The sequence below is a fragment of the Litorisediminivivens sp. KMU-197 genome (assembly GCF_056858395.1).
Genome location: NZ_JBXEQG010000006.1, coordinates 93,401 through 107,045 on the forward strand (window position 1 = coordinate 93,401; position 13,645 = coordinate 107,045).

A 13,645-nucleotide genomic window follows, 5' to 3' on the forward strand; every position below is an offset into this window, starting at 1 on the left:
CTCTCGTTGATCCGTCCCTGCCATAGCGCGGGCGCGCACGGTTGAAAAGCCCTCACCGCGCCGGCGCGATATCCCGCAGCAACCCGGCGGCACAGCGTTCGATCAGGTCGAGCGTACCTTCGAAATCGCCGGTGTAATACGGGTCCGGCACCGCCGTCTCCGGCCCGCCGCAATAGTCGGTGAAGCGCCGCACCGGCACCTCGGACGCGCCCCGCAGCCGCTCGATGGCGCGCAAGTTGTCGGCGTCCATCCCGAGGATCAGGTCGAAACGCTCGAAATCCTGCGCCGTGAACAGTCGCGCCCTGAGCCCCGACAGGTCATATCCCCGCGCCTTTGCCGCCTCGATCATCGCGTGATGTGGCGGGTTGCCGACGTGCCATTGCCCGGTGCCCGCGCTGTCCAGCGTCAGCCCCTCGGACATCTGGCGCACCACGCCCTCGGCGGCGGGCGACCGGCAGATATTGCCGAGGCAGACAAACAGGATGCGGGTGGTCATGGGCGCGCGCCTTTGGCAGGGTGGGTCCGGTTCTAGGCTATGGGGGGCCACATGGGCAAGATCGTCATCCTTACCGGTGCCGGCATCTCGGCCGAAAGCGGGCTGGGCACCTTCCGCGATGAAGGCGGGCTCTGGGCGCAGCACCGGATCGAGGACGTGGCCACGCCCGAGGGCTTCGCACGCGATCCCGCGCTGGTGCACGGCTTCTACAACGCGCGACGAGTGCAGGCGGCGCAGGCAGAGCCCAACGCCGCCCATCACGCGCTGGCCCGGTTGGAGCGGAACCACGACGACGAGGTGGTGATCGTCACGCAGAACGTCGATGACCTGCACCGGCGCGCCGGGTCGCGGACCGTCCTGCAGATGCACGGGGCACTGGCCGGCGCGCTCTGCGACGCCTGCGGCCATCGGTGGCAGGCACCGCCAGAGATGACCTCGGAGACGCTCTGCCCCGCCTGCAAGGCGCCCGCGGCGCGGCCCGACGTGGTCTGGTTCGGCGAATACCCCTACGGACTGGACCAGATCGCCGGTCATCTGGCCGAGGCCACGGTCTTCGCTGCGATCGGCACCTCCGGACAGGTCTATCCCGCCGCCGCCTTTGTCGAGGACGCGCGCAGCGGCGGAGCCGAGACGGTGGAAATGAGCCTGGAGCCGACCTCGGTCTCGTATCTCTTCGACCGCGTGCTGACCGGGCGCGCGACACAGACGGTGCCGCGCTGGGTTGCCTCGCTGCTGCAGGGCTGACCTTTCGACGTCCGGACGATTGTCCCGGACCTCATGGCATGTTCGGCGCGAAGCGGCTCAGCGCTTGAGGTCGACAGGGATGTCGATGGTGACTTCGCCCGCGTCTTCGAACTGCAGCGTCACAGTCACGCTGTCGCCGTCCGCGAAGGGCTCTGCCAAGCCCATGAACATCACGTGATCGCCGCCGCGTTCCAGCGCATAGGCGCCGCCGGCGGGGATGATGACACCATCGTCGACGGCCTGCATCCGCATGATTCCATTGTCGGATTCGTGATGGGTGTGCAGTTCGACTCGCTTGGCGGCCTCGGAACCGACCGAAACGAGGCGGTCGTCGGTGTCTCCGGTGTTGCGGATCATCATGAAGGCGGCGCCGGCCATGGGATTGGAGGCGCGGGCGTAGGGGGCTTCGATCTCGATCTCGGCGACGGCGGGAGTGGCGGCAAGGGTGAGGGCGAGCAGAGGGAGGCGCATGGAGGCTCCGGGCTTGGGAAACGATGCGGCTGACCTATCGTGGCCGGGCGGTGCCGTCCAGTGTGACCGCACGCCTCATCACGCTTTGGCGAGCGGGGTTTTGTCGACTCGCTTTGCGGGTCATTCTGGCGAAGACGAAATGGGGAGGAACCAGACATGATACTGAAAAGACGCGCCTTTCTGGCGTCGATCGCGGCTGCGCCCCTGCTGGCCGGAGCAGCCCGCGCGGGCGAACCCATGGTCTTTCAGAAGGCCGGCGTAGCGATAAACGGGGCCGATCCGATGGGGTACTTCGATACCGGCGGTCCGGTCATCCCGGGGGCGGGGATCGGGTTGGTTTGGCGGGGGGCGGAGTGGCGCTTCCGGGACCCGCAGGCGCGGTCGCGGTTCGAGATGGACCCGGAACGCTATGCGCCCAGGTTCGGCGGCTATTGCGCCTTCGCCGCGTCGCGGGGCTATCTTGCGCCAACGATTCCAGAGGCTTGGACGATCCATGAGGGACGTCTTTACCTGAACGCGAACCTCCGCGCGCGCGAATTGTGGCTGCAGGACGTGCCCGGAAACATCGCCAAGGGCGAGGCGAACTGGCCCGGCATCCTCGGCTGAGTTTTGTACAATTTGTACAAAACAGGGGGGTGTTTTGTACAAAAGCCCCCCCCTGCCACGCAGTGACCCTCAAAATCCCGGCAGATCGACCCGCGTCGCGCCGGGGCCGGAGCTTGAGTTCATGGTGACTTCGCCGGTGACGTTGTTGGTGTAGCTGCCGGTCGTGTCGCCGGCATCGAGGGAATAGCGGGCGATTTCTTGGGTGTGATGCGTCGCACATCCGCCCTTTCGGGGGCGTCAGGTCTGCGCGCGCTTGGCCGTGATTTCGGTTGCGGCGGTCGTGCGCCGCGCCCGATTGGTCCGCAAAAGTAGCAGGGCCGTCAATCCGACGATGCCCAGACCCGAGACGGTGAGATAGATGGCGAGGGTCGTGCCGATGCCGACCCCGTTGGCCAGCGCCGCGACGACCGAGAAAAGCCCCGCGAGAGAGGCGAATATGATGACTGCCAGCATGAGGCTGCTCCGTGAGTGTGCGGGAACATTGTCCTAGAGCGGCGCGTGGTGTGCCACATGCAATTTTAGCGTGTGCGATTTCCAGCCGGTCCGCCCCGGTGGATGTGCGGATTCCTGCCGGCCATGCAATATGCCCCCGGAATGGAGGGAGGCCGCCCCGGGGCTGTGGCGGGCAGGACAGCATCCCGTGCCACTTTCGCCGCCCGGTCGGGGGCTCAGTTCATGGTGAATTCGCCGGTGACGTTGTTGGTGTAGCTTCCGGTGTCGTCGCCGGCATCGAACTTGCCGCCGCCGGTGATGCTGCTCCATTTTCCGGTGCCGCCCACCACCTGCCATTCACCCTGGGTGCGCCCGGCCTCGGTCACGGCCATGACGGTCCAGCGGATCACCGCCTTGTCGCCGTCAGCGTCGGAGTAATGGCACAGGCCCTCGCCCGAGGCTTCGCCCTTGTCGATCAGCACGGCACCGAAGCAGGGCCCGCTGAGCCCGGTCAGCGGGTTGCCGTCGTTCGCGCCTTCGAAGCCGTCGTACATGGTGTTGGCATGGATCGCCACCAGCGTCTCCGAGAGTGGCATCGCTTCGGAATTGCTGGTGCCCATGCCGGTACCATCGGCCGAGACGGTTTCGGCCAGCGTCGGAGTTGCGGAAAACGCGAAAACAGCCGCCAAAGTGGCAGCGGACAGGAAATGTATTTGCATATGCTTGGTCTCCTAATATGCCGCCCTTGAGGTGGGGCGGTGTCGGGAGTGTAGCATATCGGGCGATTTTTAAGATGTGATGCGTCGCACATCCGCCCATCCGGGGGCGTCAGGTCTGCGCGCGCTTGGCCGTGATTTCGGTTGCGCCGGTCTTGCGCCGCGCCCGATTGGTCCGCAACAGAAGCAGGGCCGGCAAGCCGACGACGATGACCCCGGAGACGATGAAGTAGATCGCCAATACAAGCCCGAGGTGCACATCCATCAGGAATGCGACGAAAGCCGCAATAAGCCCTACCAATGATCCGATCAATGCGCCTGCAAGCACGGGGACTGCTCCCTTTTTAAGCGAAGTTAAGCATAAGATTGGCAATTTCGCCAGTATCATTTCCATGAAATGCGGCGAATCTTTGTGCGTGTGATGGCGAAATTCGATGGGTGTGCCCGGAAATCAGTGGGATGGATGAATCTCCGTAGGTGTGAGGTTTAGTTTATCGAGGCATTCAGGCGGGTTGAAACCCGCCCTACGGATTGTCGGCGGCCGTCGCGCCAGTGGGGTGGTCCGGTTGAATTTGCAGAACGGCTATGAGTTGGTGGTGGTGGCGTGAGACGGGTTTGTCGGGGGGGGAACGAGCGGGTGGCGTGAGGTGTGGGGTGGGATTGTAACCCGCCAATGGCGGACGGTGGGTTGGAAACCCACCCTACGCTTGGCAACTTCGACCTATGACCTTTTGAATGATCAAAAATTCTGGCCAACCCGAATACTTAACATCTTTTGCATTCGAAATTGGTGCTGTCAGCTTTTTTAATTGCGTAAGCCAATGCTGACGCTTTCCGCAAACAACCTCACGCGGGTGCTCAAAAACCTGTCGTGCGTCAGCACTTTTGAAAAGACTTCGTTCTCCTTTGTTTCGCATCCCAATGCACCACTAAGAAGTGCTGTTTGAATGGCGTTATACGTTTATCGGTTATTCACCCCAAGACCCCCTGAAACTCCCGCCATTCCCCCTTGGACATGCCCGAGGTCTCCTGCGTGACCTCCTCGCCTTTCAGCATCCGGCGGACACACTCAAGGGCTGTGGCGGACAAGGTGGCGCCACCCATGCGGTAATCCTCGAACGCCCGATAGGCAAAGGGCACCCAGTCGGCGACGAGTTTGCAGATCTCCTCGGCATAGACGCGGATCTCGTATTGGGCGTGGGGGTCGGCGCGCAGGCGCAGGAAGTGCAGCAGGTTGTGCAGGTCCACCTTCCAGTACCACTGGGTGTAGATGTTGGCGGGAAGGTTCATGCGGGCAAGCTCGCGCGCGAGGCCCTGCTGGCCGTCGTCGGAGATCATCTCTTCGTAGTGGTCGTAGCAGCGCATGGCGTCGTCGCGCAGGAAGCGCAGCACGCGGTCGGCCTCTTCGCCGGTCAGCGCCGCGCCGCGGCCCTGGTTGTTGACGGCGGATTGCGCGGCCAGCGCGTCACGCTCGGGGATGTAGAATTCGCGGTCGAGGATCGAGTAGCGGGCGGAGTATTCGTTGACGTTGGCGGTGCGGTGGCGGATCCACTGGCGGGCGACGAAGACGGGCAGTTTGACGTGGAGTTTGAGTTCGCACATCTCGAAGGGGGTGGAGTGCCAGTGGCGCATCAGGTAGCGGATCAGGCCCTCGTCGTTCTGGACGGATTTGGTGCCTTTTCCGTAGCTTACGCGGGCGGCCTGGCAGATGGCGGCATCGTCGCCCATGTAGTCGATCACCCGCACGAGGCCATGGTCGAGCACCGGGTAGGCCTTGTAGAGATGCGCCTCCATCCCCGGCGCGGTGGCGCGCAGCGTGGGCGTGGTTTCGGACCGGAGCGCCGCGATTTCGGCCTGCTGTTCGGGCGTCACGGACATAGGCGAATCCTTTCTACAAGATGAATCAGGGCTCCACTATATCTGGGGGTCGGGCAAATGGGAAACCGCAGATGCAGTATGCCATTTCGGCCTCAGTTGGGTGAGGTTTCGGGTGCAAAGGTCTTTTGGCGTTGACTTTTTCCGGACCGGCGCGGAGCCTGTGGACAAAATAAACGGCAATGACCGGGGCAGTTTCAATGAGACAGTATATCGTGCCGCTCTTCATGGCGGCGGCGTTGGGGGCCTGTGACGGGACCACGGGCAAGGACAATCCGTTCCAGCCGGATCCCGAAGAGACCGATGGCGCCGAACAGCCGGTCGAGGAAGAGACGGGCCTGCCCGACGAATTGGCGCGCAACGTCGCGACGGCGGGCGCACCGGGCGCGGCCAGCATCGAGGTCACGGTGGCGGCGGTGGACGGCACCCCCCTGAGCAACACCTTCGATCGCAACCCGGCGCTGGATACCGGCGGTTACCTTGCCTATTCGGCGCAGGAGGATGCGCTGGACCGGATGTTCGTCGCGTTGGCGGCGCAGAGCGCGGACAGTTCGGTCCACGCGGCGGCGGTGATGGACGGCGGGCAGTTCAACCATTTCTTCGGCGGCGGCTATTACGAACGCTCGGGTGCCTTCACGCCCCCCGCGATCGGCTCGGGCCCGGGCGAAGGCCAGGTGTCCTATGCGGGCAGCTATGCGGGCCTGTCGAACCTGTCGTCTTCGGACGGCGCGGGGCTGATCCCGCTGCCGCCGGGGATCGATCCGACCTCCCTGCCCGATCTGCCGCGAGAACCGTCGCGGGTGGCCGGCACGATATTCCTGAACGCCAACTTCGCCGACAATGGCGTCAACGGCGAGATCTATAACAGGGTGCTGATCAGCCCGGTGGACGGTTCGACCTTCGCGCTGGCCGATATCGCGCTGGCGCCGACCACCATCGACGAGAACGGCGAGTTCATCGGTGACGCCGAACTGTCCGGCGACCCGAGCCAGAACACCGGCAGCTACGGCGGCATCTTCGGCGGCGCGGACGCCAGCTATGTGGCCGGCGTGGTATCGCTGGACAATTACATCGAGGGCATCACCAACGAGGAAGAGGTCGGCGTCTTCGTGCTGACCCAATGCGGCATGCCCGACGATGCGGCGGTCTGCGATATCGTGGCGCCATAACCCGATGAAACCACTTCTGGCAGCTTTGGGGCTGAGCATCCTGATGCTCGGCCCCGGTTTGACTCAGGAGGCGGCCCCTGCCCCGCCGTCCGACGCCGCCGTCACGGTCGCGGATGCGCGGGCGCTGGCGCTGGCGGCGCTGGCCGAGGGGCGGCATGATGTGGCCGGGCAACTGGCGCTGGGCATCCTGCAACGCGATCCGACCGACAGTTTCGCGCACCTCGTGATGTCGACGGTGCTGATGCAGGCCGGCAACCTTGCCGAAGCCGCGCCGGCGGCGCGGCTGGCCTTCAAACATGCCGAAACCCCGCGCCAGAAGCACGAGGCGGCGCGGATCGCGGCGCTGACCGCCGCCCGGCAGGAGCGGTTTCTGCCGGCGCAGGTCTGGATGCGGCGTGCGGTGCAGGCGGCGCCGGACGCGGTGTCGCGCAGCCGGGCCATCCACGAATTCAAGGCCTATCGCGGCAAGGCGAAGCTGCGGTTCAACATCTCGGGGGCGCTGGTGCCGTCGTCGAACGTCAACAACGGGGCGGCGGACCGGATCAACGTGGTGGACGGGCTGCCGCTGGTCGGGCTGCTCGACCCGGCCTCGCAGGCGCTGCCCGGCACCATCGGCACGCTAAACGGGCGGTTCAGCTATCGCTTGCACCGGGGCGAGACGTCGGAGACGCGCCTGACCGGAGGGGCGCAGGTGCGCCGGGTGTGGCTGTCCGACGAGGCGCGCGACAAGGCGCCGGACGCGGAGAATGGCGACTATGGCTCGACCTATGCCGAAGCCGGGCTGTCGCATGTGCGGGCGCTTGGCGACACGGCGCTGCTGGTGTCGAGCATCGGTTTCGGCCAACTGTGGAGCGGCGGCGAGCGGGCCTATGACGTGATGACCGCCGGGGCGCGTCTCGTGCTGCCGAGCGAGACCGGCCTGTCGCTGAGCTTTTCGGCCAACCATCAGCGCCGCTTCAACGATGCCTCCGGGCTGGCGGATGTGCGGAGCGACGGGCTTGGGCTGGGGATGGGCAGGACGCTGGCCAACGGCGACAGGCTGGCGCTGTCGTTGGATGCGATCCGGGCAGACTCGGACAACGGGCAGGCGCGGTCGACCACCCGGCGGGTCGGGGTATCCTATGACCGGGGCAAACCGGTGGGCCCGGTGTCGCTGTCGGCGGCGCTGTCGCTGTCGGAAACCACCTATCCCGATTACCGCATCCTGTTCTTCGCGGTCCCCGGGGGCCGTGTCGACACCCGGCACGAGGCCGAGGTGACGATGACCTTCGACAAGATCGGCTATGGTGGCTTCGTGCCCACCCTGACGCTGCAGGCCAGCCGGACCGACAGCAACGTCAGCCGGTTCGAGACCGAGGAACTGTCGGTTTCCGTGGGCTTCCGGTCGGCCTTCTGAGCCGCCGCCGCGCTGGACTTCGCCGCCCGGACGCTTAGGTTCCCGACCACGGGTACAGGCAAAGGGGATGCACGATGAACCTGCGATACGAACATGTCATGGTCCGGGTCAAGGACCTTGAGGCGTCGATGGATTTCTACGAGCTGCTGGGCCTGAAGGAGACCAAGCGGACCGACAGCGAAAAGGGCCGGTTCACGCTGGTTTTCATGGCGCCGCCGGGTCAGGAAGAGGCGCCGATCGAGCTGACCTACAACTGGGACGGCGACGAGGGCCTGCCCTCGGACAGCCGGCACTTTGGCCATCTGGCGTTCCGCGTCGACGACATCTATGCCATGTGCGAGAAACTGATGGACGCCGGTGTGACGATCAACCGCCCGCCGCGCGACGGCCACATGGCCTTTGTCCGTTCGCCCGACAACATCTCGATCGAGCTGCTCCAGCGCGGCGACGACCTGCCGCCGCAAGAGCCCTGGGCGAGCATGGGCAACACCGGCCACTGGTGATGCGCTGGCTGGCCGCCCTTGTGCTGGCGTTCTGGTCATCGGCTGTGATGGCCGAGTGCCGGCTGGCGCTGGTGCTGGCGGTCGATGTGTCGTCCTCGGTGGATGCGCGCGAACATGCGTTGCAACGGCAGGGGTTGGCGGCGGCGCTGGTCGATCCGGCGGTGGCGGGGGCGATCCTCGACGGCTCGGCCCCGGTGGCGCTGTCGATTTTCGAATGGTCGGGGCGGTATCAGCAGGCGGTGTTGCAGGACTGGGTGATGCTGGGCAGCATAGCGGACCTCGAGGCCGTGGCGGCGCGGGTCCGCGCCCTGCCCCGGTCCTACACCGAGTATCCCACCGCCTTGGGCTATGCGCTGGGCTACGCCGCCGGCCTGCTGCGGCGCGCCCCGGTCTGTGACCGCCGGGTGGTGGATGTCTCGGGCGACGGCATCACCAACGAGGGCTTCCGCCCGCAACTGGCCTATCGTAATTTTCCCTTCGCCGGGGTGACGGTGAACGGCCTCGTGGTGACCGGTGACGACGCCCGCGTGGTGCCCTATTACCGGCAGGAGGTGCTGCGCGGGCGCTATGCCTTTCTCGAGGAGGCGGTGGGTTACGAGGGCTTCGAGGATGCGATGACCCGCAAGCTCTATCGCGAGACCCGCGAACTGGTGCTGGGCGGGCGCTGAGCCTTGCCAAGCGCGGACGGCGCCTATACCCCTCTGGGGTTGTGTCCGCACGAGTTTTCCGATGACCCAGCCGCTCAGCTACGCGCAGCACATGCGCGCCCTCACCCGGATCGGCCTGCCGCTGATCGGCGGACACCTCGCGCAGTTCCTGATCGGGCTGACCGACACGGTGATGATGGGCTGGTACGGGGTGGCGCCCTTGGCGGCGCTGGTACTGGGCACGACGCTGTTCATCGTGATCTTCCTGATGGGGTCGGGGTTCGCCTTCGCCGTCATGCCGCTGGTGGCCTCGGCGGCGGCCGAGGGCGACGAGACCCAGATCCGCCGCGTGACGCGGATGGGGCTGTGGCTGTCGGTGATCTATGCCCTGGCCTTCCTGCCGCTGTTCTGGTTCTCGGGGCCGTTGCTGGTGGCGCTGGGCCAGCAGCCCGAACTGGCCGCCGATGCGCAGACCTACCTCAGGATCACCGGCGTGGCGATCCTGCCGGCGCTGCTGGTGATGGTGCTGAAAAGCTATCTTGCGGCGCTGGAGCGCACCGCCGTGGTGTTCTGGATCACGGTGTTGGCCGGCGCCGGCAACGTGCTGGCTAACTACATGCTGATCTTCGGCAACTGGGGCGCGCCCGAACTTGGCGTGGCCGGGGCGGCCTGGGCCTCGATGTCGGTGCAGGTGATCTCGCTCATCGGCGTGGTGGTCTACGCCCGGCGCGTGCTGCCGGACCATGCGCTCTTCACCCGCCTCTGGCGACCGGATTTCGAGGTCATGTCCCGCGTCCTGCGCATGGGCGTGCCGATCGGGCTGACCAACCTGGCCGAGGTCGGGCTGTTCGCGGCCTCGTCGATCATGATGGGCTGGCTGGGCACCGTGCCGCTGGCCGCCCATGGCATCGTGCTGCAACTGGCCACCGCCGCCTTCATGATCCACCTCGGGCTGTCCAATGCCGCCACCGTCCGCGCCGGAACCGCCTTCGGGCGCCGTGACGCAGGCCTTCTGAAACGCGGCGCCAGCGCCGTCATCGCGCTGTCGGCGCTCGCCGCGACCGTCTCCATTGTGATCTTCCTGACCCTGCCGGAACCGCTGATCGCGCTGTTCCTGTCCGAGGACGACCCGCAGCGCGCCGAGATCATCCGCATCGGCACCGGCCTGCTGGTCATGGCTGCCCTGTTCCAGCTGGCGGACGGAGCGCAGGTCCTGGCCCTTGGCCTGCTGCGCGGCGTGCAGGACACCACCGTGCCGATGGTGATGGCGGCGATCAGCTACTGGGGCCTCGGCCTCTCGGCCGCCTACCTGCTGGGCTTCGTCTGGGGGTTCGGCGGCACCGGGGTCTGGGCCGGGCTCGTCATCGGCCTCGCCGCCGCCGCCGTGATGATGATGGCCCGCTTCTGGCACCGCGCCGACCGGGTCGCGGCGATGCGCGCCTGAGGCTTCTTCTGGCCGAAATTATCCCGGGGTTTGGGGCAGAGCCCCAAGGCCTGCGTGGCCTGAACGCAAACCGACCTGCGCGCCTGAAAGGCGCTCGTCCAGCGGGCGCTACTCCTTCAGCAGCCGGTCCGCCTTTTTGCGCACCAGCACCGTGCGCAGATCGTGCATCGCCAGAAGCAGCGCGTCGGTGACCCGGTCAAGCTGCTCGGGCGTCGCCCGGGACTGCGCCCATTGCGTGGTCAGGTTCATGTGGTCCACCGCCCGCAGGATGTCGTCGATGTCGCGCTCGGCCAGCACCGCCTGCCGCTCCGCCATCCAGCGCTGGATCTCGGCCATGTCGCCGGCGGTCAGTTCGCGCCCGCCATGCGGCTTCACCTCGCCGTTGCGGATATTGACCACGGCGATCTGGTCCATCTCGATCCGCCGCTGCCGGTTGCCGGTGTCGATGCGGAACACCAGCGCGCCGTTTTCACGGACGCGGAAGTAATACTCGGGCAGCCCCGCGCTCATGCCGAGAGCCCGGCGCAGAAGCGTTGAATGCGGCGGCAGGCTTCCTCCAGCTGGGTCTCCGAGGTGGCGTAGGACACCCGGAAGTTGGGCGAGAGCCCGAAGGCCGCACCGAAGACCACCGCGACGCCGACCTCCTCCAGCAGCGCCGTGGCGAACGCCTCGTCGTCGGTGATCGCGGCGCCCCCGGCCGAGGTTTTCCCGATCAGCCCGGCGATCGAGGGATAGACGTAGAACGCCCCCTCGGGCACCGGGCAGGTCACGCCGTCGATCTCGTTCAGCTTTGATACCACGAGGTCGCGGCGGCGTTTGAACAGCGCCACGTTGTCGGCAAGGAAGTCCTGCGGGCCGGTCAGCGCCTCGACCGCCGCCCATTGCGAGATGGTGCAGGGATTGGTGGTCGATTGCGACTGGATCTTGCGCATGGCGTCGATCAGCACCTTCGGCCCGGCGGCGTAGCCGATGCGCCAGCCGGTCATGGCATAGGCTTTCGACACCCCGTTGCAGGTCAGCGTCCGGTCGTAGAGGCCGGGTTCGACCTCGGCCGGGGTGCAGAAGGTGAACCCGTCATAGGCCAGGTGCTCGTACATGTCGTCGGTCATCACGTGCACATGCGGGTGGCGCATCAGCACCTCGGTCAGCGCCTTCAGCTCGTCATGGCTGTAGCCCGCCCCGGTGGGGTTCGACGGCGAATTGAAGATGAACCACTTGGTCCGGTCGGTGATCGCGGCGTCCAGCTGCGCGGGCGTCATCTTGAACCCGGCCTCGATCTGGCACTCCACCACCACCGGCGTGCCCCCCGCCAGCAGCACCATGTCGGGATAGCTGACCCAGTAGGGCGCGGGAATCACCACCTCGTCGCCCGGATTGAGCGTCGCCATCAGCGCATTGTAGAGGATCTGCTTGCCGCCGGTGGCCACGGAGACCTGCGCCGGCGCATAGCTCAGCCCGTTTTCCCGTTCAAATTTGTCGCAAATTGCCTGTTTCAGCTCGGCAATGCCGTCGGGCGCGGTGTATTTCGTCTTGCCGGCCTTGATGGCGGCGATGCCCGCGGCCTTGATGTGATCGGGCGTGTCGAAGTCGGGTTCGCCCGCACCGAGCCCAATCACGTCGCGCCCGGCGGCACGCAGTTCGGCGGCCTTGGTGGTGACGGCGACGGTGGGCGACGGTTTGACACGGGCAAGCGTGTCGGAAAGCAGGGACATCGGGTCGGGCCTGTGGTTTATTGCCGGGCGAGTTCCGTCTTAGATTGCGGGCGGTAACCGATCAAGCGTGATCGGAGGTAAGGGAGAGACGCATGCAGGATGAAGCGGTGGACTGGTACGGCCCCGAGGCCGCGACTTTCGGCGACAGGCTGGCGGCGGCGCGCGAACAGGCCGGGATGAGCCAGGCCGATCTGGCCAAGCGGCTGGGCGTCAAGCTGACCACGCTGAAGAAGTGGGAAGACGACCTGCTGGAGCCGCGGGCCAACCGGCTGTCGATGATCGCCGGGCTGCTCAATGTCACCTTCATGTGGCTACTGAACGGCGAAGGCGACGGTGTCGTCTATAGCGACGAAAGCGACCTGATCACCCCGGATATCAACGATATCCTGCTGGAGATCCGCGAGATGAAGACCAAGATGCAGGACAATGCCGAACGGCTGGGCCGGCTGGAGAAGAAGCTGCGTCAGAAGCTGGCCGGCACATGAGCCAGGGCGACCGTGCGGCGCGGCTCAAGCGGCTGGAAATGCGGTCGATGCGGCGCGGGATCAAGGAGATGGACCTGATCCTGACCGCCTATGCCGGGGCCCGGCTGCACACGATGGACGAGGCCGGTCTGGCGGACTACGAGGCGCTGTTGTCGGAGAACGACCAGGACCTCTATCAATGGGTCTCGGGCCAGGTGCCGCCGCCCCCGGCGCATGCCGCGCTGATCGCGGATATCCGCGCGGTGGCGCTGGCTGCCGAGGGCGGGGTCGGCCAGCGCGGCTGACAGTTTCATCACACCGTCTGCTTTTTAACGCTTTTTTCGGCTTTATGCGTCAGCTTCCGCCAGAGACTAGACAATGGCGGAGACGTGATGAGCTTGCATTCCCAACTGCCCGCAACCGGCAATGCGGGTTTCATGGCCAACTACCTGGACGCGCTGGCGCTGGTGGAACGGCTTCACCGATTGCTGCTGGACGTGATCAAGGACGAATTCGAACGGGTCGGCGTGCTGGAGATCAACGCCGTCCAGGCGCTGCTGCTGTTCAACATCGGCGAGAACGAGGTCACGGCCGGCGAATTGAAGAGCCGCGGTTATTACCAGGGTTCGAACGTCAGCTACAACCTGAAGAAGCTGGTCGAAGCCGGTTACATGCACCACCAGCGCTGCGAGATCGACCGCCGCTCGGTCCGGGTGCGGCTGACCGCCAAGGGCCGCGAGATCCGCGACATCGTGGCCGGGCTGTTCGCGCGCCATGCCGAGGGGCTGGAATCGCGCGGCGTGCTGGGGCCGGAGGGGATCGACGACATCACCACGTCGCTGCGCCGGGTGGAACGCTACTGGACCGATCAGATCCGGTACATCTATTAGGCCGGCTGTCGTGCGGGCGTCCCGGGCGCGGGGCGCGTCCGCTGGCGGCGCGGCGGGCACTGGCATCCCGGTAATTTCCG

At 66.0% G+C, this 13,645-nt stretch carries 18 protein-coding genes; 10 read left to right on the plus strand and 8 right to left on the minus strand.

Going from position 1 to position 13,645, the window contains the following annotated elements:
* Nucleotides 1-52: 52 nt before the first annotated feature.
* A complete protein-coding gene (locus tag AC04PT_RS14095; protein WP_482874352.1) occupies nucleotides 53-496 on the minus strand; it encodes a low molecular weight protein-tyrosine-phosphatase in 444 nt (147 codons plus the stop codon).
* Between the two features lie 51 nt (nucleotides 497-547).
* On the opposite strand from AC04PT_RS14095, the gene AC04PT_RS14100 reads away from it, so the two are divergent.
* Complete coding sequence (locus AC04PT_RS14100; protein ID WP_482874353.1) at nucleotides 548-1,240, plus strand: NAD-dependent deacylase; 693 nt, start codon at nucleotides 548-550, stop codon at nucleotides 1,238-1,240.
* 57 nt (nucleotides 1,241-1,297) lie between these two features.
* On the opposite strand, the gene AC04PT_RS14105 is transcribed toward AC04PT_RS14100, so the two are convergent.
* Nucleotides 1,298-1,711, minus strand: a complete 414-nt coding sequence (locus AC04PT_RS14105; protein ID WP_482874354.1) for a copper chaperone PCu(A)C — start codon at nucleotides 1,709-1,711, stop codon at nucleotides 1,298-1,300.
* Nucleotides 1,712-1,867: 156 nt separating this feature from the next.
* On the opposite strand from AC04PT_RS14105, the gene AC04PT_RS14110 reads away from it, so the two are divergent.
* The gene (locus tag AC04PT_RS14110; protein ID WP_482874355.1) at nucleotides 1,868-2,317 is read left to right on the plus strand and encodes a YHS domain-containing (seleno)protein; all 450 of its coding nucleotides are present in this window, start codon (nucleotides 1,868-1,870) and stop codon (nucleotides 2,315-2,317) included.
* A 237-nt stretch (nucleotides 2,318-2,554) separates the two neighbouring features.
* Here AC04PT_RS14110 and AC04PT_RS14115 read toward each other — a convergent pair whose 3' ends face one another.
* From AC04PT_RS14115 to thyX, 4 genes are all read right to left on the minus strand, one after another.
* On the minus strand, nucleotides 2,555-2,770 hold the full coding sequence (locus tag AC04PT_RS14115) for a hypothetical protein (protein WP_482874356.1): 216 nt from the start codon (nucleotides 2,768-2,770) through the stop codon (nucleotides 2,555-2,557).
* A 215-nt stretch (nucleotides 2,771-2,985) separates the two neighbouring features.
* Nucleotides 2,986-3,468 carry a hypothetical protein gene (locus AC04PT_RS14120; RefSeq protein WP_482874357.1) on the minus strand — a complete coding sequence of 161 codons (483 nt, stop codon included), beginning with the start codon at nucleotides 3,466-3,468 and terminating at the stop codon, nucleotides 2,986-2,988.
* Between the two features lie 109 nt (nucleotides 3,469-3,577).
* Nucleotides 3,578-3,859 (minus strand): hypothetical protein, encoded by a 282-nt coding sequence (locus tag AC04PT_RS14125; RefSeq protein ID WP_482874358.1) that lies wholly within the window; start codon nucleotides 3,857-3,859, stop codon nucleotides 3,578-3,580.
* 578 nt (nucleotides 3,860-4,437) lie between these two features.
* A complete protein-coding gene (thyX, locus tag AC04PT_RS14130; protein ID WP_482874359.1) occupies nucleotides 4,438-5,343 on the minus strand; it encodes an FAD-dependent thymidylate synthase in 906 nt (301 codons plus the stop codon).
* 197 nt (nucleotides 5,344-5,540) lie between these two features.
* On the opposite strand from thyX, the gene AC04PT_RS14135 reads away from it, so the two are divergent.
* The 5 genes from AC04PT_RS14135 (at nucleotide 5,541) to AC04PT_RS14155 (ending at nucleotide 10,499) form a co-directional block, all read left to right on the plus strand.
* Nucleotides 5,541-6,509, plus strand: a complete 969-nt coding sequence (locus AC04PT_RS14135; protein ID WP_482874360.1) for a thymidylate synthase — start codon at nucleotides 5,541-5,543, stop codon at nucleotides 6,507-6,509.
* A gap of 4 nt (nucleotides 6,510-6,513) precedes the next feature.
* Complete coding sequence (locus AC04PT_RS14140) at nucleotides 6,514-7,905, plus strand: porin family protein (RefSeq protein WP_482874361.1); 1,392 nt, start codon at nucleotides 6,514-6,516, stop codon at nucleotides 7,903-7,905.
* Between the two features lie 74 nt (nucleotides 7,906-7,979).
* Nucleotides 7,980-8,408 (plus strand): VOC family protein, encoded by a 429-nt coding sequence (locus tag AC04PT_RS14145; protein WP_482874362.1) that lies wholly within the window; start codon nucleotides 7,980-7,982, stop codon nucleotides 8,406-8,408.
* The gene (locus AC04PT_RS14150) at nucleotides 8,408-9,076 is read left to right on the plus strand and encodes a DUF1194 domain-containing protein (protein WP_482874363.1); all 669 of its coding nucleotides are present in this window, start codon (nucleotides 8,408-8,410) and stop codon (nucleotides 9,074-9,076) included. Before AC04PT_RS14145 ends, AC04PT_RS14150 begins: the two co-directional genes overlap by 1 nt.
* 61 nt (nucleotides 9,077-9,137) lie before the next feature.
* Nucleotides 9,138-10,499: an MATE family efflux transporter gene (locus tag AC04PT_RS14155; RefSeq protein ID WP_482874364.1), complete on the plus strand. Its 1,362-nt coding sequence runs from the start codon at nucleotides 9,138-9,140 to the stop codon at nucleotides 10,497-10,499.
* A 108-nt stretch (nucleotides 10,500-10,607) separates the two neighbouring features.
* Here AC04PT_RS14155 and AC04PT_RS14160 read toward each other — a convergent pair whose 3' ends face one another.
* Nucleotides 10,608-11,009 carry a hypothetical protein gene (locus AC04PT_RS14160; RefSeq protein ID WP_482874365.1) on the minus strand — a complete coding sequence of 134 codons (402 nt, stop codon included), beginning with the start codon at nucleotides 11,007-11,009 and terminating at the stop codon, nucleotides 10,608-10,610.
* Nucleotides 11,006-12,211, minus strand: coding sequence for a pyridoxal phosphate-dependent aminotransferase (locus AC04PT_RS14165; RefSeq protein ID WP_482874366.1), 1,206 nt, complete (start codon nucleotides 12,209-12,211; stop codon nucleotides 11,006-11,008). Before AC04PT_RS14165 ends, AC04PT_RS14160 begins: the two co-directional genes overlap by 4 nt.
* Before the next feature lie 92 nt (nucleotides 12,212-12,303).
* Here AC04PT_RS14165 and AC04PT_RS14170 point away from each other — a divergent pair, with 92 nt between their 5' ends.
* From AC04PT_RS14170 to AC04PT_RS14180, 3 genes are all read left to right on the plus strand, one after another.
* Complete coding sequence (locus AC04PT_RS14170; RefSeq protein ID WP_482874367.1) at nucleotides 12,304-12,696, plus strand: helix-turn-helix domain-containing protein; 393 nt, start codon at nucleotides 12,304-12,306, stop codon at nucleotides 12,694-12,696.
* Entirely contained in the window at nucleotides 12,693-12,980 is a 288-nt protein-coding gene (locus tag AC04PT_RS14175; protein ID WP_482874368.1) for a succinate dehydrogenase assembly factor 2, read from the plus strand. The genes AC04PT_RS14170 and AC04PT_RS14175 overlap by 4 nt, the downstream gene beginning before the upstream one ends.
* Before the next feature lie 87 nt (nucleotides 12,981-13,067).
* The gene (locus tag AC04PT_RS14180) at nucleotides 13,068-13,565 is read left to right on the plus strand and encodes a MarR family winged helix-turn-helix transcriptional regulator (RefSeq protein WP_482874369.1); all 498 of its coding nucleotides are present in this window, start codon (nucleotides 13,068-13,070) and stop codon (nucleotides 13,563-13,565) included.
* Nucleotides 13,566-13,645: the final 80 nt, after the last annotated feature.

What these genes read in the sequence shown, in the direction of transcription:
- AC04PT_RS14180 (WP_482874369.1), top strand. Translation starts at nt 13,068, where the DNA reads ATGAGCTTGCATTCCCAACTGCCCGCAACCGGCAATGCGGGTTTCATG.
- AC04PT_RS14110 (WP_482874355.1), top strand. Translation starts at nt 1,868, where the DNA reads ATGATACTGAAAAGACGCGCCTTTCTGGCGTCGATCGCGGCTGCGCCC.
- AC04PT_RS14160 (WP_482874365.1), bottom strand. Translation starts at nt 11,009, where the DNA reads ATGAGCGCGGGGCTGCCCGAGTATTACTTCCGCGTCCGTGAAAACGGC.
- AC04PT_RS14125 (WP_482874358.1), bottom strand. Translation starts at nt 3,859, where the DNA reads ATGGAAATGATACTGGCGAAATTGCCAATCTTATGCTTAACTTCGCTT.
- AC04PT_RS14100 (WP_482874353.1), top strand. Translation starts at nt 548, where the DNA reads ATGGGCAAGATCGTCATCCTTACCGGTGCCGGCATCTCGGCCGAAAGC.
- AC04PT_RS14135 (WP_482874360.1), top strand. Translation starts at nt 5,541, where the DNA reads ATGAGACAGTATATCGTGCCGCTCTTCATGGCGGCGGCGTTGGGGGCC.
- AC04PT_RS14115 (WP_482874356.1), bottom strand. Translation starts at nt 2,770, where the DNA reads ATGCTGGCAGTCATCATATTCGCCTCTCTCGCGGGGCTTTTCTCGGTC.
- AC04PT_RS14095 (WP_482874352.1), bottom strand. Translation starts at nt 496, where the DNA reads ATGACCACCCGCATCCTGTTTGTCTGCCTCGGCAATATCTGCCGGTCG.
- AC04PT_RS14140 (WP_482874361.1), top strand. Translation starts at nt 6,514, where the DNA reads ATGAAACCACTTCTGGCAGCTTTGGGGCTGAGCATCCTGATGCTCGGC.
- AC04PT_RS14155 (WP_482874364.1), top strand. Translation starts at nt 9,138, where the DNA reads ATGACCCAGCCGCTCAGCTACGCGCAGCACATGCGCGCCCTCACCCGG.
- thyX (WP_482874359.1), bottom strand. Translation starts at nt 5,343, where the DNA reads ATGTCCGTGACGCCCGAACAGCAGGCCGAAATCGCGGCGCTCCGGTCC.
- AC04PT_RS14175 (WP_482874368.1), top strand. Translation starts at nt 12,693, where the DNA reads ATGAGCCAGGGCGACCGTGCGGCGCGGCTCAAGCGGCTGGAAATGCGG.
- AC04PT_RS14105 (WP_482874354.1), bottom strand. Translation starts at nt 1,711, where the DNA reads ATGCGCCTCCCTCTGCTCGCCCTCACCCTTGCCGCCACTCCCGCCGTC.
- AC04PT_RS14120 (WP_482874357.1), bottom strand. Translation starts at nt 3,468, where the DNA reads ATGCAAATACATTTCCTGTCCGCTGCCACTTTGGCGGCTGTTTTCGCG.
- AC04PT_RS14165 (WP_482874366.1), bottom strand. Translation starts at nt 12,211, where the DNA reads ATGTCCCTGCTTTCCGACACGCTTGCCCGTGTCAAACCGTCGCCCACC.
- AC04PT_RS14170 (WP_482874367.1), top strand. Translation starts at nt 12,304, where the DNA reads ATGCAGGATGAAGCGGTGGACTGGTACGGCCCCGAGGCCGCGACTTTC.
- AC04PT_RS14150 (WP_482874363.1), top strand. Translation starts at nt 8,408, where the DNA reads ATGCGCTGGCTGGCCGCCCTTGTGCTGGCGTTCTGGTCATCGGCTGTG.
- AC04PT_RS14145 (WP_482874362.1), top strand. Translation starts at nt 7,980, where the DNA reads ATGAACCTGCGATACGAACATGTCATGGTCCGGGTCAAGGACCTTGAG.